This window comes from Corallococcus sp. EGB (assembly GCF_019968905.1).
GTDB lineage: Bacteria > Myxococcota > Myxococcia > Myxococcales > Myxococcaceae > Corallococcus.
This window is the reverse complement of sequence record NZ_CP079946.1, coordinates 9197457-9217819: the sequence shown is the minus strand read 5'-3', so window position 1 is coordinate 9217819 and position 20363 is coordinate 9197457. Positions and strand designations below refer to the sequence as shown.

The 20363-nt window shown below is 71.2% G+C and carries 15 protein-coding genes; 11 read left to right on the top strand and 4 right to left on the bottom strand.

What is annotated here, in order from left to right:
- Positions 1-185 precede the first annotated feature (185 nt).
- The 4 genes from mgtA to KYK13_RS37750 all read left to right on the top strand — a co-directional run bounded on the left by mgtA (position 186) and on the right by KYK13_RS37750 (position 7534).
- Complete coding sequence (mgtA, locus tag KYK13_RS37765; protein WP_255654127.1) at positions 186-2681, top strand: magnesium-translocating P-type ATPase; 2496 nt, start codon at positions 186-188, stop codon at positions 2679-2681.
- A gap of 78 nt (positions 2682-2759) precedes the next feature.
- Positions 2760-5354, top strand: a complete 2595-nt coding sequence (locus tag KYK13_RS37760) for an RND family transporter (RefSeq protein WP_223640105.1) — start codon at positions 2760-2762, stop codon at positions 5352-5354.
- Positions 5355-5387: 33 nt separating this feature from the next.
- Entirely contained in the window at positions 5388-6875 is a 1488-nt protein-coding gene (locus KYK13_RS37755) for a serine hydrolase (protein ID WP_223640102.1), read from the top strand.
- 86 nt (positions 6876-6961) lie between these two features.
- A complete protein-coding gene (locus KYK13_RS37750) occupies positions 6962-7534 on the top strand; it encodes a glutathione S-transferase family protein (RefSeq protein WP_223640099.1) in 573 nt (190 codons plus the stop codon).
- 3 nt (positions 7535-7537) lie between these two features.
- Here KYK13_RS37750 and KYK13_RS37745 read toward each other — a convergent pair whose 3' ends face one another.
- On the bottom strand, positions 7538-8410 hold the full coding sequence (locus KYK13_RS37745) for a LysR family transcriptional regulator (protein ID WP_223640097.1): 873 nt from the start codon (positions 8408-8410) through the stop codon (positions 7538-7540).
- Between the two features lie 140 nt (positions 8411-8550).
- Between KYK13_RS37745 and KYK13_RS37740 the strand changes: the two genes are divergently transcribed.
- From KYK13_RS37740 to KYK13_RS37720, 5 genes are all read left to right on the top strand, one after another.
- The gene (locus KYK13_RS37740; protein ID WP_223640095.1) at positions 8551-9306 is read left to right on the top strand and encodes an SDR family oxidoreductase; all 756 of its coding nucleotides are present in this window, start codon (positions 8551-8553) and stop codon (positions 9304-9306) included.
- A 92-nt stretch (positions 9307-9398) separates the two neighbouring features.
- A complete protein-coding gene (locus KYK13_RS37735; protein ID WP_223640093.1) occupies positions 9399-10643 on the top strand; it encodes a GAF domain-containing sensor histidine kinase in 1245 nt (414 codons plus the stop codon).
- A gap of 29 nt (positions 10644-10672) precedes the next feature.
- Positions 10673-10957: a hypothetical protein gene (locus KYK13_RS37730; RefSeq protein ID WP_223640091.1), complete on the top strand. Its 285-nt coding sequence runs from the start codon at positions 10673-10675 to the stop codon at positions 10955-10957.
- Positions 10958-11003: 46 nt separating this feature from the next.
- Positions 11004-11801, top strand: coding sequence for an ABC transporter ATP-binding protein (locus tag KYK13_RS37725; protein ID WP_223640089.1), 798 nt, complete (start codon positions 11004-11006; stop codon positions 11799-11801).
- A gap of 90 nt (positions 11802-11891) precedes the next feature.
- Positions 11892-12833 (top strand): ferritin-like domain-containing protein, encoded by a 942-nt coding sequence (locus KYK13_RS37720; protein ID WP_223640087.1) that lies wholly within the window; start codon positions 11892-11894, stop codon positions 12831-12833.
- A 26-nt stretch (positions 12834-12859) separates the two neighbouring features.
- Here KYK13_RS37720 and KYK13_RS37715 read toward each other — a convergent pair whose 3' ends face one another.
- Positions 12860-13777: a CPBP family intramembrane glutamic endopeptidase gene (locus tag KYK13_RS37715; protein ID WP_223640085.1), complete on the bottom strand. Its 918-nt coding sequence runs from the start codon at positions 13775-13777 to the stop codon at positions 12860-12862.
- Between the two features lie 194 nt (positions 13778-13971).
- Here KYK13_RS37715 and hflX point away from each other — a divergent pair, with 194 nt between their 5' ends.
- Complete coding sequence (hflX, locus tag KYK13_RS37710; protein ID WP_223640083.1) at positions 13972-15447, top strand: GTPase HflX; 1476 nt, start codon at positions 13972-13974, stop codon at positions 15445-15447.
- Positions 15448-15450: 3 nt separating this feature from the next.
- On the opposite strand, the gene KYK13_RS37705 is transcribed toward hflX, so the two are convergent.
- Together KYK13_RS37705 and KYK13_RS37700 are read right to left on the bottom strand one after the other, a co-directional pair.
- On the bottom strand, positions 15451-16257 hold the full coding sequence (locus KYK13_RS37705; protein ID WP_223640079.1) for a hypothetical protein: 807 nt from the start codon (positions 16255-16257) through the stop codon (positions 15451-15453).
- Between the two features lie 532 nt (positions 16258-16789).
- Positions 16790-18502: a R3H domain-containing nucleic acid-binding protein gene (locus tag KYK13_RS37700; protein ID WP_223640076.1), complete on the bottom strand. Its 1713-nt coding sequence runs from the start codon at positions 18500-18502 to the stop codon at positions 16790-16792.
- Positions 18503-18654: 152 nt separating this feature from the next.
- On the opposite strand from KYK13_RS37700, the gene KYK13_RS37695 reads away from it, so the two are divergent.
- Entirely contained in the window at positions 18655-20217 is a 1563-nt protein-coding gene (locus KYK13_RS37695; protein WP_223640073.1) for an ATP-dependent DNA helicase RecQ, read from the top strand.
- Positions 20218-20363: the final 146 nt, after the last annotated feature.

The following is a 20363-nucleotide window of genomic DNA, read 5'->3' as shown; positions in this document are numbered from 1 at the left end:
GAGCGCCGTGCTCCTCCTCGCACGAATGGCTGGCCACGCCGCGGAGGACTGCCCACGTTGCGAGGATGGGCGGTGGAGGCTCGAGCGGCCAGGGGGCCAGGCCCGTGGCGCGGACCCTGCTCCATCCTGGTGGGCGACAGAGGTCCGCACCGGCGCGTGAAGGCCCGCCCGCCTGGAGCGAGCCGGTGGAGTCCCTCCGCGCCCGGCTGGGCAGCACGCTCCAGGGACTGCCGGAACAGGAGGCCGCGTCACGGCTCGAGTCCCTGGGCCCCAACGCACTGGAGGCCCGGCGCCATCGGCCGCTCCCCCTGGAGCTGCTGCTGCGGCTGGGCAACCCGCTGGTGCTGGTGCTGCTGGTGGCGTGCGGCGTCTCGGCCGTGGTCCATGACCTGACCAGCTCCGCCATCATCGCCGTCATCGTGTTGATCAGCGTGACGCTGGACTTCGTCCAGGAGCACCGCGCCAGCGATGCGGCGGAGCGCCTGCGCGGGGCCGTGGCCCTGCGCGCCCGCGTGCTGCGCGACGGCGTGGAGCAGCTCCGGCCCGCCACGGAGCTCGTCCCCGGAGACGTGGTCCTGCTGGCGACGGGCAGCCGCGTCCCCGCGGACGCGCGCCTCCTCGAATCGCACGAGCTGTCCGTGAACGAGTCGCCGCTCACCGGCGAGCCCTACCCCGTGGAGAAGGCGCCGGGCCTCGTCCCCGCGGAGGCACCGCTCGCGGAGGCGGGCAACACCGTCTTCGCGGGGACGTCGGTGCTGGGAGGCACGGGCCGCGCGCTCGTGTTCGCCACCGGCCGCGACACCGAGGTCGGTGGCATCGCCCGGGGGCTGGAAGCGCCCGGGCCCTCCACCGCCTTCGAGCGGGACACGCGCCGCTTCTCCCTCATGCTGATGCGGCTCACGGTCCTGATGGTCCTGTTCGTGCTCCTGGTGAACCTCACCCTGGAGCGGCCGCTGCTGGAGTCCTTCCTCTTCGCCATGGCCCTGGCGGTGGGGCTCACGCCGGAGCTGCTGCCCATGGTGGTCTCGGTGACGCTGGCCCGGGGCGCGCTGCGCCTCGCGGATCAAGAGGTCATCGTCAAGCGGCTGAGCGCGGTGCACGACCTGGGCTGCATGGACGTGCTGTGCACCGACAAGACGGGCACGCTCACGGAGGCCAACATCCGGCTGGAGCACACCGAGGACGCCGACTCCCAGCGCAGCGAGCGCACCCTCGCGTGGGCCTACCTCAACAGCCACTTCGCCACCGGCCTGCGCAGCCCCATGGACGAGGCCATCCTCGCCCGGCGATTGGCGTGCACGGAGGGCTGGCGCAAGCAGGACGAGCTGCCCTTCGACTTCGAGCGCCGCCGCGTGTCCGTGCTGCTGGAGAAGGACGGCCGCCGCGTCCTGGTGGTGAAGGGCGCGCCGGAGTCCCTGCTGTCTCGGTGCGAGGCGCGCGAGGCGGCGGACGGGACGGTATGGGCCCTGGACGAGGCCGCGCGCGGGCGCCTGCAAGCCCGCGCTGATGCCCTGGCCGAACAGGGCTTCCGGGTGCTGGGGCTCGCGTGGCGCGACGTCTCTTCGCAGGACGCGCCGATGTCTCCGGAGGACGAGGCGGAGCTCGTCTTCGCGGGCTTCGCCTCGTTCCTGGACCCGCCCAAGCAGAGCGCCCGGCTCGCGTTGGCGGGGCTCCGCGACGCGGGCGTCGAGGTCAAGGTGGTGACGGGCGACAACGCGCGGGTGGCGGTGCACGTCTGCCAGGAGCTGGGCCTGGAGGTGCGGGGCGTGCTCACCGGCTCGGAGCTGGCCCTGCTGGACGACCCGGGCCTGCGCGCCCGGGCGGAGGACACCACCATCTTCGCGCGCGTGTCCCCCTCGCAGAAGAGCCGCATCCTGCGCGCGCTCAGGCAGCGCGGCCGCGTGGTGGGCTACCTGGGGGACGGCATCAACGACGCGCCGTCGCTGCACGAGGCGGACGTGGGCATCTCCGTCGCGGGCGCGGTGGACGTCGCGCGCGAGGCCGCGGCGCTGCTGCTCTTGCGCCAGGAGCTGGGCGTCCTGCACGACGGCGTCCAGGAGGGGCGGCGCACCTTCGGCAATGTCATGAAGTACATCCGCATGGGGACCAGCTCCAACTTCGGCAACATGTTGAGCATGGCCCTGGCGTCGCTGGTGCTGCCGTTCCTGCCCATGCTGCCCATCCAGATCCTCCTCAACAACATGCTGTACGACGTGTCGGAGCTGGCCATCCCGCTGGACACGGTGGACGCCGAGCAGCTCGCGCGGCCCACCCGCTGGGACCTGCGCTTCGTGCGCATCTACATGGCGGTGTTCGGCACGCTCAGCTCGGTCTTCGACGCGGCGACGTTCATGGTGCTGCTGCGCGGCTTCCACGCCGACGCGACGCTCTTCCAGACGGGCTGGTTCATGGAGTCGCTGACCACGCAGGTGCTGGTCATCTTCATCATCCGCACGCGGGGCGGCGTGGCGCGCAGTCCTCCCGCGCGGCTGCTGCTGGTGTCGTCGCTCGGCGTGGTGGTGCTGGCCAACGTGCTGCCCTTCACGCCGCTGGGGCACGTCTTCGGCTTCGTGCCGCCGCCGCCCGCCATCCTCGTGTCGCTGGGGGCGCTGGTGGCGCTGTACCTGGGCTGCGCGGAGGTGCTCAACCGCGCGTTCTTCCGCCGCTTCGACACCGCCTGACCTCGTTCGCCGGGGCAGGGAAGCGCGCGGGGGCGGACAGCCGCTGCGACGGCGTGTCGGGTAGAGGGCCGCGGTCCCATGGCGCCCGGGCGCGCGGCGCCGGGCGTGGGCAAGCTCGGCCAGGCGGCCCCGGTCATGCGCGGGCCGCGGAAAAGGGGGGCGGCGGTGCATGCACGGCACGAGGACGCGGGGAGCTCCTCCCGCGACCGGTTCGCGCGCGCCTTCGTGGGCGCGCTCGTCCGCCATCGCCGCGCCATCCTCGTGTTCGCGGCGGCGCTCACCCTCGTGGGCGGCGTCCTGACGGTCTTCCTCTACGGCGACCTGCGCAGCGAGGTGGAGGAGCTGCTTCCGGCCAGCGCGCCCAGCGTGGTGGCCGCACACGTGCTCGGCCCCCGGCTGTATGACGTCACCCACCTGTCCGTGGTGCTGGAGGGCAAGGACCCGGAGGGCCTGCGGCGCTTCGCGGACGCGCTCGCGGCCCGGCTGCGCGCGCTGCCTCCGTCCCAGGTTCGCGAGGTGGAATACCGCGCGGACGCGGAGCTGGACTATGTGCGCCGCTTCGGCCTCTTCTATCTCTCCGTCAACCAGCTCGAGGTCCTCCTCCAGCGCGTCCGCGCGCGGATCCAATGGGAGGAGCGCCACGCGAACCCCTTCGTCGTGGACCTGGTGGGCGACGACACGCCCCCGTCGCTGGACCTGTCGTCCCTGGCCGGAGGCGTGGGCGGCGGGGCGCTCGCGACCGTGGAGCGCTTCAAGAGCGGCTATTTCCAGAGCGCGGATGGCCGGCGGCTGGTGCTGCTGATCCGCCCCCCGGAGGCCACCACCGGCTACGCCTTCAACCGTGCGCTGCTGGACCGGGTGGAGGCGGAGACCCGGGCCCTGGCGGCCGGCTTCCCCGGGGGGCCGGAGCGCATCGGGTTCGACGGTGAGGTCGCCACCATGACCGAGGAGCAGGCGTCGCTGCGCGAGGACCTGGCCGTCTCCGGCACGCTGGTGCTGCTGGGGGTGACGACGGTGCTGTGGCTGTACTTCCGCCGCTGGCGGGCGCTGGCGGCCATCGCGGGCTCGCTGGCCGTGGGGTGCGCCGTCACCTTCGGCCTGGCCCAGCTGCTCATCAGCTACCTCAACGCGAACACGGCCTTCCTCGGCTCCATCGTCGTCGGCAATGGCATCAACGCGGCCATCATCTTCATGGCCCGCTACCTGGAGGAGCGCCGCGCGGGACTGACCCTGGACGAGGCCCTGCCCCGGGCCTGGGCGGCGACGCTGGCGCCCACCTTCGTGGCGTCCTTCGCGGCGGGGCTGGCGTACCTGTCGCTGTCGGTGACGCACTTCCGGGGGTTCAACCAGTTCGGCGTCATCGGCGGGATGGGCATGGCGCTGTGCTGGGTCTCCACCTACGTCATGCTGCCGCCGCTGCTCGCCTCACTGGAGGGGCGGCGCCCCATGGACTTCTCCAACGTCCGGGGCGCGGCGCGGCTGACGTCGGTGCTGGCCCGCGCCGTGGAGCACCGCCGGCGCATCGTCCAGGGCACCGCGCTGGCCCTGCTGGTGGCGTCGCTCCTGGCCGTCATCACGTACCCGGGGCCGCTGGTGGAGGCGGACTTCAACAAGCTCCGCGCGCGAGAGAGCCAGCGGAGGGGCTCCCTCTACTGGGGCAAGCAGGTGGACGCGGTCTTCCAGACCTACCTCACGCCCATTGCCATCGTCGCGGACACGCCCCAGGACCTCCAGCGGGTCGTCGCGGCGCTGGACGCGCGGCAGCGGGCCTTCGGTGCCGACGCTCCGCTGGGCGAGGTGCGCACCGCGGAGACGCTGATGCCGCGGGACGTGGGCGCGAAGCTGCCGCTCATCCACGAGCTGCGGCGGCTGCTGCCGGAAGAGCGGGTGGCGCGGCTGTCCCCGGCGGACCGCGACCAGGCCGCTCGCTTCCTGCCCCCCGCGGATGCGCGTCCCCCCACGTGGGAGGACCTGCCCGCCGTGCTCCGGCAGCCGCTCACCGAACGGAACGGCACCGTGGGGCTCGTCGCGCTCGCCTTCCCCCGGCAGGTGGGCACCATCGACGCGACGTACGGGCGCCAGCTCACGGACCTCGTCCGGGGCGCCATCCATGACGCGGGCGTGCCCGCGCTGGCCACGGGGCGCCCGCTGCTCATCGTGGACATCAACGACTCCGTCCTGCACGACGGGCCCCGGGCCACGCTGCTCGCGTTCATCGCGGTGACGGTGTTGGTGTTCGCGGTCGTGCGGCAGCCGGCGTTCGCGGGGGCGGTGCTGCTGGGGCTGCTGATGGGGGTGGTGTGGCTGGTGGGGCTGGCCGCGGCGCTGCGGCTGCGGCTGAACTTCCTCAACTTCGTGGTGCTGCCCATCACCTTCGGCATCGGCGTGGACTACGCGGCGAACCTGGTGCTGCGCTACCGGCGCGAGGGACCGGGCTCGTTCACCCGGGTGATGGACGACACGGGCGGCGCGGTGGCGCTGTGCTCCTCCACGACCATCATCGGCTACGCGTCGCTCCTCTTCTCCGACAACCAGGCCCTGGCGGGCTTCGGCCTGTTGGCGACCCTGGGCGAGGTGTCCTGCCTCGCCGCGGGGCTGCTGGCCCTGCCCGCGTTCTTCTTCGTGCCCTCCCTGCCTCCGAAAGTGTCCGTGACGCAATCGCCCCGCGCCTGAGCCGTCTGGAGTCTCATGCGTGGGAGAAACCGGATGACCTGGAACCCGTCGCGCCTCCTGGGCGTGCTGGCCGTGGCCCTGCTGTGCGTCCCTGTCGCCGCGGGCGCCGCGACGCGGCAGCAGGAGCTGGACAAGTTGCTGACGCAGTACCACCAGCTGCGCCAGTTCAACGGCGCGGCGCTCGTGGCCAATGAGAAGGGCATCGTCCTGAAGAAGGCCTACGGCCAGGCCAACTTCGAGTGGAACGTGCCCAACACGCCGGACACGAAGTTCCGCATCGCGTCCATGACCAAGCAGTTCACCGCCATGGTCATCCTCCAGCTGGTCGCGGAGGGGAAGCTCAAGCTCGACGACACGCTGGTGTCGGCCCTGCCGGACTACCGCAAGGACACGGGCTCGCGCATCACCATCACCCACCTGCTCAACCACACGTCCGGCATCCCCAACTACACGAGCGCGCCGGACTTCTTCCCCAAGGTGTCGCGCAACCCCTACGCCGTCGCGGACTTCGTGAAGCAGTTCGCCAGCGGGGACCTGGAGTTCGAACCCGGCTCGAAGTTCGCCTACAGCAACTCCGGCTACTACCTGCTGGGCGCCATCATCGAGCGCGTCACCGGCAAGACCTACGCGCAGGCGGTGCAGGAGCGCATCTTCACGCCGCTGGGCATGAAGGACTCTGGCTACGACGTCGCCGCCACGGTGCTGCCCAAGCGCGCCAGCGGCTACGAGCTCACGCCGGGCGGCTACGCGAACGCCGCCTACCTGGACATGTCCCTGCCGTACGCCGCCGGGTCGCTGTACTCCACGGTGGAGGACCTCTACCGCTGGGACCGCGCGCTCTATGAGAACAAGCTGCTGCCGGAGGCCCTGAAGCAGAAGATGTTCACGCCCGGCCTGGAGAACTACGGCCTCGGCCTGTCCATGGACCCGCTGCCGCTGAACGACGGCAAGACGGTGCTCGCCACCATCGGTCACAGCGGCGGCATCAACGGGTTCAGCTCGCGCATCTACCGCGTGCCGGAGGGCCGGGAGGTGGTCATCCTCCTGGACAACACGTCGCGCGGCGACAAGCTCAGGGAGCTGTCCGCGGGCCTCCTCGGCGTGCTCCATGGTATTGCGCCCAAGGCGCCCCGGCAGGGCATCCGGGAGCTGCTGAGCATGCGGCTTTCCCAGGAGCCCATCGCGAAGACCGTCGCGCACTACCGCGAGCTGAAGGCCACGAAGCCGGATGCGTATGACTTCTCCGACAGCGAGCTCAACAGCCTGGGCTACGACCTGCTGCGGAAGGGACGCGCGGCGGACGCCGTCGAAATCTTCAAGCTCAACGTGGAGATGTTCCCGAAGGTGGGCAACGTCTACGACAGCCTGGGCGAGGCGTACCTCGCCGTCGGTGACAGGGATCAGGCGCGCGTGAACTACCGCAAGGCCGTGGAGCTGGACCCGAAGAACACCAACGCGGCGGCCGTGCTCCAGAAGCTGGGGGAGACTTCAGGGCAGCCCGCGACGAAGGCCGTGCCCTGACGCGCCGGATGTGAGCGAATGCGGCCCGCGCCCCGGGCGTCGTGTCCGGGGGGCGGTCCCACGTGGTGCTGACGAGAGGTGCCTGCATGAAGCTCTATTTCAATCCGCGCAGCCGGGCGGTCATTGGCAAGTGGATGCTCGACGAGGCGGGGGTCGAGTATGAAATCGTGCCCATCGACCTGGAGAAGCGGGAGCAGAAGTCGCCGGAGTTCCTCAAGGTGAACCCGGCCGGCAAGCTGCCCGCGCTGGTGGACGGAGCTGCGCGCGTGTTCGAGAACACGGCCCTCTGTCTCTACATCGCGGACAGGTATCCGCAGGCGAAGCTGGCGCCCGGGATTGATGCGCCGGAGCGCGGCCGGTACCTGTCGCTGATGGTGTACTCGACGTCGCAGCTGGAGCCGTCCATGGGCGACCACATGGCGAAGCTTCCCCTGCTGCCGCAGCGCGGGTGGGTGGAGTACCCGCAGGCGCTGGATGCCGTGGAGCGCGAGCTGGGGGACGGGCCGTATCTCTTCGGCGACTGGTTCACCGCCGCGGACGTGATGATCGGCTCCATGTTCATCTACCAGCGCATGCTGGGCGGTGCGACGGGCCGGCCCAGGCTGGAGGCCTACGTGGACCGCCTGATGGCGCGTCCCAAGTGCATGAAGCTGCGCTGAAGCTCAAGGCGTGGTGAAGACCCGCGACACCCAGTCGATGAAGACGCGCACGCGCGGGGACAGTTGCCGGTTGCGCGGGTACATCAGGGACACGGGCGTGGGCGTCGGCGGGTGCTGGGGAAGCACGGGCACCAGCGTGCCGCGCCCGAAGTCCTCCTCCAGGCGGTAGCGCGGCGCCTGGATGAGGCCCAGGCCCAGACGCGCGGCCGCGACGAAGCTCTCCGCGCCGTTCACGGTCATGGGGGTGGGCAGCACGACGTAGCGGACCTCGCTGCCCACCTGGAACTCCAGCGGGATGAGGCTCCCCGTCAGCGAGGAGCGGAAGCCCACCATGCGGTGCCCGCGCTGGAGCGCGTCGAGGCTCTCCGGCACCCCGTGCCGCGCCAGGTAGGCCGGCGACGCGCACGTCACCTCCTCCATCAGCGTCACCCGGCGGGCCACCATGTCGCTGTCCCGGGGCTCGCCCGCGCGCAGCACACAGTCGATGCCTTCGCGCACCAGGTCCACCAGCCGGTCGCCTTCGCTCATGTAGAGCTCGATGCCCGGGTAGCGCTCCAGGAACTCCGGCAGCCGGGGCAGCACGAAGCGGCGCGCGAGCGTCCCCTGCACGTCCACGCGCAACAGCCCCTTCGGCTGCGTGCCCGCGAACGCCCCGTCCGCCTCCTCCAGGTCCGCGAGCAGCGCCACGCAGCGCTGGTAGTACGCCTCGCCATCCAGCGTGGGGCTCACGTGCCGCGTGGTGCGCTGGAGCAGCCGCACGCCCAGCCGTTCCTCCAACTGCTTCACCGCGTCCGTCACCGACGAGCGCGGCAGCCCCAGGTCCTTCGCGGCCTGGGTGAAGCTCCGGCGCTCCACGATGCGCGTGAAGGCCTTCATGGCGTCGAACCGGTCCATTGTCCGCCCTGTCGAACAGTGATGCCGGAACAGAGCTGATTATCCGCGACGTGGAAAGGTCCATCTTGTCCTCACCTGACGCCCCGGCTCGGACGGAGGCGGACCCCGGAGGAGAAGACCCCATGATCCAGACGACGACCCAGACCCAGCAGAAGAAGACGGCTCTCGTGACGGGCGGCTCGCGCGGCATTGGCGCCGCGGTGTCGGAGCGGCTCGCTCGCGATGGCTTCAACGTCATCGTCAACTACGCGGGCAACCGCGACGCGGCGGAGGCCGTGGTGCGCAGGATTGAAGCGGCGGGAGGCCGTGCCTTGAGCATCCAGGCGGATGTCGCGGATCCGGCCGCATTCCCCCGGATGTTCGACCTGGCGCAGGAGGTGTTCGGCGGCGTGGACGTGCTGGTGAACAACGCGGGCGTCGGGAAGTTCATCCGCTTCGCGGACTTCGACGACGCGCTGTTCGACCAGCATGTGGCCGTCAACATCAAGGGCACGTTCAACGGCCTGCGTGAGGCCGCGCGCCGGCTGCGCGACGGGGGACGCATCATCAACTTCTCCACCAGCGTCCTGGGGATGCGGATGGAGAACTACGGCGTCTACTCGGCCACCAAGGCGGCTGTGGAGACGATGACCGGCGTCCTCTCCAAGGAGCTGCGCGGCCGGAACATCACGGTCAACTGCGTCGCGCCGGGCCCCACCGCCACCGAGCTCTTCTTCGACGGCAAGTCCCCGGAGCTGGTGGAGCGCATGGCGAGGCTGAACCCGCTGGAGCGGCTGGGCACGCCGGAGGACATCGCCGCGTCCGTCGCGTTCCTCGCCGGGCCGGAGGGCGGGTGGATCAACGGCCAGACGCTGCGTGCCAATGGCGGCATGGTGTGAGCGTCTGACCGCGCGGACGAGGGCCCGGGTGGCGTTGGGGGCGTGGCCCGCCGGGGGTGGTTGCAGGCGAAGGGCGTCCCCACTGTTGCCACATGGGGGATGCGAAGTCAGGACCGGACGGGAGCGCCTGGGGCGACCTGCGGCTGCGGGCGCTGGAGCAGCTGCTCGCGCTCCCTGCCGCCGAGCTGCGGCCCACGTTGGACTTCGCGGGACAGCTCATCGCGGAGCTGCTGCGCGCGGACAAGGTGGACGTCTTCATCATCGAGCACGCCACCCAGTGCCTGGTCGCGCAGGGCACGAGTGACACGCCCATGGCCCGCCTGCAGAAGTCGCTGGGACTGGACCGGCTGCAGCTGGCCAACGGCGGCCGCGCCGTGCAGGCGTACGAGACGGAGCAGCCCTTCCTCTCCGGGGACTTGAAGGACGACCCGGAGGAACTCCCCGGCATCAAGCACCGGCTGGGCGCGCGCTCCTCCCTGATTGTCCCCCTGCCCATCGGCATGGAGATCCGCGGCGTCATCAACGTCGTGTCGGCGCGCGAGGACTTCTTCACCGAGCACGACCTGCGCTTCCTCCAGGCCGTGGCGCGCTGGGTGGGCATGGTGGCCCACCGGGTGGAGCTGGTGCAGGAGCTGACGAAGCTGGCCGTGAAGCAGGCGCGCCGCAAGGCGGCCGAGGAGCTCATCACCGTGCTCGCGCACGACCTGGCCAACCACCTGCGGCCGCTGGAGGCCCGCCTGCTGCTCATCCAGCGGCGGGCGGAGCGGCAGCAGGCCGTGGATGACCACCGGGACGCGGAGGCCGCGACTCAATCGCTGCGCTCCCTCACCCGGCTCATCAACGACCTGCTGGACGTGGGGCGGTTGGACCAGGGGCTCTTCAGCCTGCGTCCCCAGCCGGTGGACCTGGCGGGGCTGGCCCGGGAGCTGGCTGCCACCGCGACGACGCCGGAATATCCGGTGCGCGTCGAGGCTCCCGAGGAACTGGTGACGGTGGTGGACCCCGCCCGCGTGCGGCAGGTGCTGGAGAACCTGGTGGCGAACGCGCGCAGGCACTCGCCGCCGGGCCGGCCCGTGGACGTGGCCCTGCGAACGCGGTCGCGTCCGGAAGGGGAGTGGGTGGAGGTGACGGTGTGCGACCAGGGGCCGGGCATTCCGGCCGAGCAGCTGCCCACGCTCTTCGAGCGCTTCACGCGGGGGACGGGCTCCTCGGGCCTGGGGCTGGGGTTGTTCCTCGCGCGGCGCCTCGCGGAGGCGCATGGCGGCACGCTGGAGGTGGTCTCCACGTCGCGGGCTGGGACGTGCTTCGGGCTGTCGCTGCCGGTGGTGGCGGGGTAGCGCGGACGCGGTTCTTGGAGGGCAGGACCATGGCTTCGGATTGGGCGGAGGAAGCGGAGCGGCAAGCGAAGGCGATGACGCGGGACCTGGTGGAGGTGGGCCGGTCCCGGGGCTTCCGCGTCACGTACCAGCGGCGCGAGGCGCGGTTCGCGCTGCGCGCGGGGACGGTGACGGCCTACTTCCCGGCGCACGACTACGAGGGACCGCAAGGCATGGACTGGCTGCGGCTGCGCATCGACGTCCTGTCGAGCGCGCGTCCCGGGCAGGCAGGCGGGCACGTGGAGCCAGCGGGGCTGGGGCCGGCGCCGCACTGAGGGAGGTCTCGCGTGCCGGGAGGGCTCGCACTAGGGTGCCGGGGCGATGAGTGACGCGAGCCGTGAGCCGGCGCCGAAGCTGACCCTCGAGGTGCGGGACCTGCACAAGTCGTTTGGCGGTCAGCCGGCGCTGCGGGGCGTGGACCTGGTGGTGCCGGAGGGCACGACCTGCGTGCTGATGGGGGTGTCCGGCTCGGGCAAGACGGTGCTGATGAAGCACATCATGGGCCTGATGCGGCCGGACCGGGGCGTGGTGCTGGTGGAGGGCGTGGAGGTGGCGAAGATGAACGAGCCCGAGCTCAACCAGATGCGCCGCAAGCTGGGCATCCTCTTCCAGGCGAACGCGCTGTTCGACTCGCTGAACGTCTACGACAACGTGGCGTTCCCGCTGCGCGAGCGCACGAAGATGTCCGAGCCGGACATCACCAAGACGGTGAATGAGACGCTGGCGAAGGTGGGCCTGTCGCACGCGGCCACGCGCTTTCCGGGAGAGCTGTCCGGCGGCATGCAGAAGCGCGTGGGCTTCGCGCGCGCGACCATCCTCCAGCCGAAGATCCTCCTCTACGACGACCCCACGGCGGGTCTGGATCCGCTCACCACGGCGGCGGTGAATGAGATCATCACCACGGGCAAGCAGCAGCTGGGCGCCACGTCGCTGGTGATTACACCGGACGTGGCATCCGCCTTCGGCATGGCGGACCACCTGGCGCTGATGCACGAGGGGCGCGTGGTGGAGTACGGCCCGCCGGACCACTTCCGTCAGTCGCAGCACCCGGAGGTGAAGGCCTTCCTGCGCAACTGGCTGCGGCGGCGTTCCGCGCAGGCGCAGGCGCCCCAGGCCTGACGCGCGAGCGTGTTAGGCTGCCGGGGCCCGAGGGCCGGCGGGTTCATGATGGAAGCAGGAGTCCGCATGTCTCGCGGCAGGTTGCGCCCCGTGTTCAAGCGTCTGTGGTTGCTCGCGCCCGTGGCCACGCTGGGGGTGGGGTGTTCCTCGACGTGGGGCTGTGACCCGGATGACAACTGGGAGCAGCGGCCTTTCTACCTTCCCGACAGGCTGCGGGACGGAAGCGTCCCCACGCAGGACACCTCCTGCGAGGCGCTATGCGACGCGGTCGGGAGCGGGGCCAGGGCGCCGTGCTCCCGCGTCACGCAGCCAGGAGATGATGGCGGCGTCGTCGAGATGGTGAGCTGCGAGGCGCCGTTCATGTGTGAGGGACGGAGGCCGGAAGGGCTGTGCAGTGATGGCGCGGTGGCCCAGGGGACGCCTGTGCTGGGAGCGCTGTTCGCGAGGATGGCGCACCTGGAGGCCGCGTCCGTGCCGGCCTTCGAGAGGCTCGCGGACGAGCTGGCCGCGCACGGGGCCCCCGAGCACCTGGTGCGGGCCGCGGAGCGTTCCGCGAAGGACGAGGTGCGCCACGCGGAAGCGATGGAGTCCCTGGCCCGGCGTCACGGGGCGCCCATGCCGGAGCTGAACGTGGCGCCGTTCCAGGCCCGCTCGCTGGAGGCGCTGGCGATGGAGAACGCGGTGGAGGGCTGCGTGCGAGAGACCTACGGCGCGCTCCTGGCGGGCTGGCAGGCCAGGAGCGCGGAGGACGCGCAGGTGCGCGAGTCCCTGGGCACCATCGCCCCGGACGAGCTGAGGCACGCGGAGCTGTCCTGGGCCATCGACGCGTGGGCGCTGGCACAACTGTCCCCCGAGGCCCGCGAGCGCGTGGAATCGGCGAGGCGCGAAGCCTGGCGTCAACTGGAGCAGGACGCGGCGGCCAGCCACCTCCCGGACGACGTGGCCCGCGTGTCGGGACTGCCCTCTGCGGAGGTGGCCCAGAGGCTGGTGCGAGAGCTGGCGTCCGAGCTGATGCCCGGAGTGTTGGCGTAGTCCGCGGGCCAATGCCGTTCCTCACTTCAGAGGGACGGCAGCTTCTCCAGCAGGCCGGAGCGCGTCAGCCAGAGCATCAGCGCGAAGCTGATGGTGTTGAAGGCCGTGTGGGCCACGATGAGCGGCAGCAGCCGTCCCCGGTACCAGAGGACGAAGCCGAGCCAGGCGCCCATCACGAACGTCTGGAAGACGGCCAGCGTGCCCTCGTAGAAGTGGCCCACGGAGAAGAGCACCGCGGCGCCCAACACCGCCGGCACCCAGCCTCCCAGCACCACCTTCAGCCGGGGCACCAGGAAGCCTCGGAAGACGAACTCTTCGAAGCCCGTCACCACCACCATGATGGCCGCGAAGGCCGGGATGCCCAGGCCCGTGTCCAGGAGCGCCGTCGCCACGCCCTTGCGTGCCTCCAGCTCCTGGCCCGCCAGCTTCAACGCCACCGCGACCGCCGCCAGCGGCACGGATGCCGCCAGGTGCACCACGTACGTCCCCACGAGCACCAGCCCGCCCAATAGCAGCTCTCGCGCCCAGCCCTCGCGCACCAGGCCCACCTGCGCGGGGCCCTGGCCGTTACGCCACAGGAGGACCGCCACCAGCAGGCACATGCCCAGCGCCCGGACGACCAGCGGCGCCATGGACAGCGAGAAGCCCTTCGTCATCTCCGCGTCCGACGCCACCCACGCGCCCGCGCCCGCGCCGGACAGCGCCACCACCAGGCCCAGCACGCCCCACCACGCCCCACGGCGCGAGGACTCCCAGGGCCGCAGGAGCATGAACCCCCACGCCAGGAGGGCCAGCTCCACGGCCAGGGCCGCTCCACGGCCCAGCCGGGCCACGGACGACGGCCCCAGCACCGCGAAGAACACGAACGCGGCCTCCGCCAGCGCCTGGCGCTTGGGAGGGGCATTCTCCAGCAGGACAGCGACATCACCACGCAGGGGCGTCATGAGTTCTCGGCGGGCGTCGAAGCGGACGCGCTTTCTCGCATGCATACCGTCGCACGAAGGCGCGTCCCGGTCCTTTCCGTCGTGAGCGTCGAACAGCGGATAGCCACCCGCCGCTTCCCTGGGGCCCGAGCAGGGCCCGTGAACGGCTCCACCCACCCGCTCATCCCGGCGCCCGACGTGTTACGAGCCCAGGCATGGCGAAAACCCTTCCCGAGCGCCCGCGCGCCGTCCTCGTCGGTGTCCAGCTTCCCGGGGTGACGGACGAGGCGCATGCCGCGGACCTCGCGGAGCTGAAGCGGCTGGTGCACACGCTGGGCTTCGACGCGGTGGCGACCGTGTCTCAGCGCCGGCAGCGGCTGGCCACCGGCACGGTGCTCGGCTCCGGAAAGCTCAAGGAGCTGGCCGCGCTCACTGGCGGCTCGGGCGTCATCCCCTCCGGCGCCCAGAGCAAGACGTCGAAGGCGCGGGAGAAGTGGGAGGCCGAATCCGAATCCGAGGACGAAGCCTCCGACGCCCTGAACGCTCCCGATGACGCGGGCGCGGACGCTGCGCCCGACGAGGACGACGGCGACCTCCCGGACGCGGACATGGCGCTGGACACGGACGCGGACGCGGACACGGGCGCGGAGGCCCCTGCCATCGAGCCCGGTCCCCGGCCCACGGTGGTGGTCGTGGACCACGAGCTGTCGCCCAGCCAGCTGCGCAACCTGGAGCGCGCCACGGGCGTGCAGGTGCTGGACCGCGCGGGCGTCATCGTGGACATCTTCCACCGGCATGCGAAGAGCCACGAGGCGCGCATGCAGGTGGAGATCGCCCGGCTCAACTACCTGGCCCCGCGCCTGCGTGAAGCCCCCGGCGGCCGCGAGCGCCAGCAGGGCCGAGGCTCTGGCGACTCCGCGCTGGAGCTGGACCGCCGCCGCATCCGCGACCGGCTGGCGGAGCTGCGCGAGGGTCTGGCGGCCATCCAGAAGGACCAGGACCAGCGCCGCTACGCACGTCGTGATCAGCTGCGCGTGGCGCTGGTGGGCTACACGAACGCGGGCAAGTCCTCGCTGATGCGCGCGTTGACGGGCAGCGCGGTGCTGGTGGCGGATCAGCTCTTCGCCACGCTCGATACGACGGTGCGCGCGATGCAGCCGGAGACCCGTCCGCGCATCCTCGTCTCCGACACGGTGGGCTTCATCCAGAAGCTGCCGCACGACCTGGTGGCGTCCTTCCGCTCGACGCTGGACGAGGCGCTGGAGGCGTCGCTGCTGCTGTACGTGGTGGACGCGTCCGACCCCACCTGGGCCGCGCAGCTGGAGGTCACCCGCACGGTGCTCCGGGAGATTGGCGCGGACGTCGTGCCGGGCAAGCTGCTCTTCAACAAGGTGGACCGGCTGGACGAGGCGGCCCAGGAAGCGCTCCGGACCGAACACCCCGAAGCCATCCTCCTGTCCGCGCACCGGCCGGACGACGTGGCCCTGCTGCGCCGGGAGATCATCGCCTTCTTCGAGGCCTCGATGGTGGAGGCGGACCTGGTGATTCCCTACGCGCGGCAGGCCCGCATCGGTGAGGTGTACGAGCACACCACCGTGGTGTCCCAGGCCTACGATGAGATGGGCAGCCGGCTGCGCGTGCGAGGACTGCCGGGCGCCATCGCCAGGCTCACCCGGTCATTCCAGGAGTAGGCCTCAGCGCACGACGGGCACGGTCACCGGGTCCTTGTCATCCACGGTGACCTCCACCTTGCCCACGCGCCACAGCACGGGCTGGAACGAGAGGCTCAGGCGGTGTCCGTCCGCGGTCTCCACCAGGGCCGTGCCTTCCTTGGGCAGGTAGTTGCCCACTTCATAGAGCAGCGACGTGAGCGTGATGCGGTCCGTGCCGTTCGGCCCCTTCAATTCTCCCGGACCATCGAAGACCAGCGTCGTGCCGCCGATGATGGGCAATCCGTCGCGCTTCCCGACGCGACTGTTGATGTGGAAGGAGTGCTCCTCGCGGCCTGGGACCTGGCCCTCGACGTCCGCGAACAGGCGTGTCTCATCCGAACACGTGCCGTAGCCCACCTTCGCCTGGAGGGTCCGGCCGTCCACGGCCAGCTCGCGCAGGTCCGCCTGCATCTCCAGCAGGTCCTCGCCGCCGCGGTACTCCAGCACCGCGCGTCCGGTGAAGCGCAGGCCGTGCACGTCACAGCCGCTGGACGGGAAGGACACGACGACGGCGTCGGTGACGGCGTCCACGGCCTCCACGCGGGCGGTCGCGCAGGCCACCGTGGAGGACAGTCCTGCCACGGCCTGATTCAGGAACGAGCGCCGGGGTTCGCCGCACGTGTACACGGGCATCAGGCCCAGCATCTCCAATGCGCCGCGCACCTGGTGCGTGGAGGCCGCCAGGCGTTCCACACGGGCCTTCGCGTCGTCGATCTCCTCCGGGGTGGGCAGGTTGTCCCCACAGGCGGTGGCAAGGGCGGCGAGGGCAAGGCAGGCGATGCGGCGCATGAAGGGCTCCGAAAGGCGGTGCGGCTCCCTCGCGCCATCGCGAGGGACCGGACCCCGGGCCTTCAGCAACCGTCATGCCCCCCACAACCCCGCGAATCCCCAGGGAAAGGGGCACCCATGACCTCATGCGGCATGTGCAGCGTGCTGCGCACTCGATGGCGCCCCTGTCCGGGCCCGACTGGTCCAAACCTGTCCGACAGTCGGACAAGTTGGAGCGGTCCGCCTCCCGCCGGCCCTGGTCCAAACCTGTCCGACAGTCGGACCGGTTCGGGTAGGGCCATCGTCCGCCCGGCTTGGTCCAAAACCTGTCCGACAGTCGGACCGGTTCACCCGGTTCGCATCTCGCCCGGCTCCGGGCCAAAACCTGTCCGACAGTCGGACCGGTTCACGTGGCCCGCCTCCCGCCAGCCCTGCTCCAAAACTTGTCCGACAGTCGGACAAGTTGGAGCGGTCCGCCTCCCGCCGGCCCAGGTCCAACCCTATCCGACAGTCGGACCGGTCCGCGGGGTCCGCCGCCGGCAGGGGGCAGCGCTCAGTTCCGAGAGGGCTGAGCCTCACCTTCAGCCGGGGCAGGCGCCGCTGGATCCGAGTCCTCGTCATCCCCGGCTTCTTCATCCGCGGACAGGACGCCGTCATCCTCCAGGTCGTCATCCTCCGGCTCTGGCGCGTCCTCGTCCTCCGGCTCGGTGCTGGAGACTTCCGTGAGGGCGGTGCCCAGCGGGTAGATGACCAGGTGGCGCAGGGGCTCGCTGCCCACGCTCACGGCCTCCAGGTGGTTCTTCACGACCAGGGTGTGCTGCACCTTCCGCAGGCGCGACGGGCGCGGCGCCAGCGGCAGGTGGATGCCCTCCTCGAGCACTCGCCGGATGCCCTCCTCCGCATCCGCGACCGCGGCGTGCACATCCGCGGGATCCACGCCCTCCAGCAGGTGGAACTCCGTGCGCAGCGCGCGGCGGATCTCCGAGGAGCTGTTGCGCTTGATGGCCACCACCCGCGCGCCCACGCGCTCCGCCGCGCGGCGCAGCCGAGGTGAGTTCGCGCGGCTCCGCAGCGTGAGCACCACCTCCGCGTTCTCCGGGCGGCCCACCACCACGGCTTCTATCGGCAGGTCGCGCAGCACGCGCTCCAACAGCTCGCGGCTCACCGAGTGCGCGGCGATGCGCGTGGGGCCGGGCCGGGGGGCTCCCAGCGCGGGCGTCCCCCGGGGCACATGGCCTCCCGGGGGCGTGGCCTCCACCACCTCGGGCGCGGCCTCCACGTGCACGGCGCCGTCCTGCTGCCGCCGCTTCTCGCCGCCCACCTCCGCGCCCGTGAGCAGCCGGTCCACCGCGCCGCCCGTGTCGCGGTGCACGCGCACCTCGTCGCGGCTCACCATCTCCACCACGATGTCGAACGTGGGCGTGCCCTTGCGCTCCGTGACCGTCTTCTGCGTGCCCCGGCGCCGGGCCTCGTCGTCGCTCAGCGTGACCGTCTGCACGCCGCCCACCAGGTCCGACAGCGTGGGGTTCAACACCAGGTTCTCCAGCGTGTTGCCGTGCGCCGTGGCCACCAGTTGCACGCCGCGCTCCGCGATGGTGCGCGCGGCGGCGGCCTCCGCGGCGGTGCCAATCTCGTCCACCACGATGGCCTCGGGCATGTGGTTCTCCACCGCCTCGATCATCACGTCATGCTGGCGGTCCGGCCGGCTCACCTGCATGCGCCGCGCGCCGCCAATGCCCGGATGCGGGATGTCCCCGTCGCCGCCAATCTCGTTGGAGGTGTCCACCACCATCACGCGCTTGCCCAGCGTGTCCGCGAGCACGCGCGCCACCTCGCGCAGCTTCGTCGTCTTGCCCACGCCCGGCCGCCCGAGCAGCAGCAGGTTGCGCCCGGACTCCACCAGGTCGCGCAGCATGTCGATGGTGCCCTGGATGGCGCGCCCCACGCGCAGCGTGAGCCCCACCACGCGGCCCTGACGGTTGCGGATGACCGACACGCGGTGGAGCGTGCGTTCGATGCCCGCGCGGTTGTCGCCGCCCACCTCGCCAACGCGGGAGAGCACCGCCTGGAGCGCGTCCTGTTCCACGGGCGCTTCCGAAAGGCGCGCCACGCCGTGCACCAGCCGCGCCTCCGGAGGCCGCCCCAGGTCCATCACCACTTCCAGCAACTCCACCTGGGGCAGTGCCCGCACCGCCTCCTGGAGCGGAGGCGGCAGGACCGCCACCAGCAGGTCGAAGTCAGGGTCGACAGGAATTCCCGAAGCCATCCCCCAAACGTGCCTCGCCACGCCCCTCCGCGCACGGCTTTCCTTGCGCGGGTTCGCGAGGCGAACGCCCGGGACGGCACTCCTTCCCCGCCCGGCAGGCGGACAGGCGCACCCGCGCGTGACGGAGCGGGCGTCATCCCTACCTTCAGGCCATGTCCATCGCGACGCAGGAGCGCTCTCCCCTCTGGCCCCAGCTCGAGCAGGAGGCGCGCGAGCGCTTCGGCGTGGAGGACTTCCGCCCCGGGCAGCGGGACATCATCGAGGCGGTGCTCGCGGGGCGCGACGTGCTGGGCGTGCTGCCCACGGGCGCGGGAAAGAGCCTCACCTTCCAACTGCCCGCCCTCTTCGTGCCCGGCGCCACCGTCGTGGTGAGCCCGCTGCTCGCGCTGATGCGTGACCAGCGTGAGCACCTCACGGAGCGCTACGCCCTGGACGCGGCGAAGCTGGACTCCACGCTGAAGGCGCGCGAACTCAAGACGCTCCAGATGCAGATCCGCCGTGGCGAGCACGAGTTCATCTACGTCACCCCCGAGCAGCTGGAGAACCCGGAGCGCCTGGCGCTGCTCCAGCGCGCGAACGTGAGCCTCTTCGTGGTGGACGAAGCGCACTGCGTCTCGCAGTGGGGCCACGACTTCCGGCCCGCGTACCTCGCGCTGGGGGACGCCATCCGCGCGCTCGGCCGGCCCCGGGTGCTCGCCCTCACGGCGACCGCCACGCCCCGCGTGCGCGAGGACATCCGCGCGCAGCTGGGCCTGAAGGCTCCGGTGGTGGTGTGCACCGGCATCCAGCGCGACAACCTCACGCTGGAGGTCCACCGCACGGTGAACCCGGAGCTCAAGCGCCAGAAGCTGCTGGAGCTGCTGCGCGCCAACGACGGCAGCGCCATCATCTACACGGCCACCGTGCGCAGGGCGGACGAGCTGTGGCGCTGGCTGCGCGCGGAAGGACTGGAGGCGGGCCGCTACCACGGCAAGCTCAAGGCCACCGAGCGCGAGGAGAACCAGCGCGGCTTCATGGACGGCACCACGCCGGTGGTGGTGGCGACCAAGGCCTTCGGGATGGGCATCGACAAGCCGGACCTGCGGCTCGTGGTGCACTACCACTTCCCTGACTCGCTGGAGAGCTACTACCAGGAGGCAGGCCGCGCGGGCCGGGACGGGCGACCCGCGAAGGCGGCGCTGCTGTACCGGCTGGAGGACCGGCGCATCCAGGGCTTCTTCCTCGGAGGCAAGTACCCGCGCCGCGACGAAAGCCGGCGCCTCTACCAGGCCGCGAGCTCGCTGTGCGCGGAAGGCCGGAGCGTGGCCCTCAAGCGGCTGTCGGAAGCGAGCGGCCTGGGCGACAAGCGAACCCGCGTGCTGGTGGCGCAGCTGGTGGCCGCGGGCGTGCTGGAGAAGGGCGCGCGAGGCGTGAAGCAGCTGCGCGCCTTCGAGACGCCCGAGGAGCTGGATGCGTACCTGGGCGCGTACGAAGAGCGCCACCAGGGAGACCGCGAGCGCCTGGACGCGATGATGCGCTACGGGAGCACCACCGCGTGCCGCTGGAAGGTGCTGGGCGCGTACTTCGACGAGCCGTTGGAGGACGACTGCGCCCGCTGCGACAACTGCCGCGCCCGCGCCGAAGGCCGCTTCGACGCCCGTCCCGCCCCTCGTTCCCAACAGTCAACACTTCACCACGAGTCTCAATCCGAGGTCTTGACGGCCCCAGCCGCGTGAGGCTTTTTGCCCCAGGGGCGGGTGACCGCAAAAGCCGACATCCGCACTCAGAGTCCGGTTCTCCCAGGTCTTCAGGCCTAGGGGCATTGTGCATGAATACAGTTATGACGTATATTGCACAGCCTACCTGGACGTAAGGCACTTCA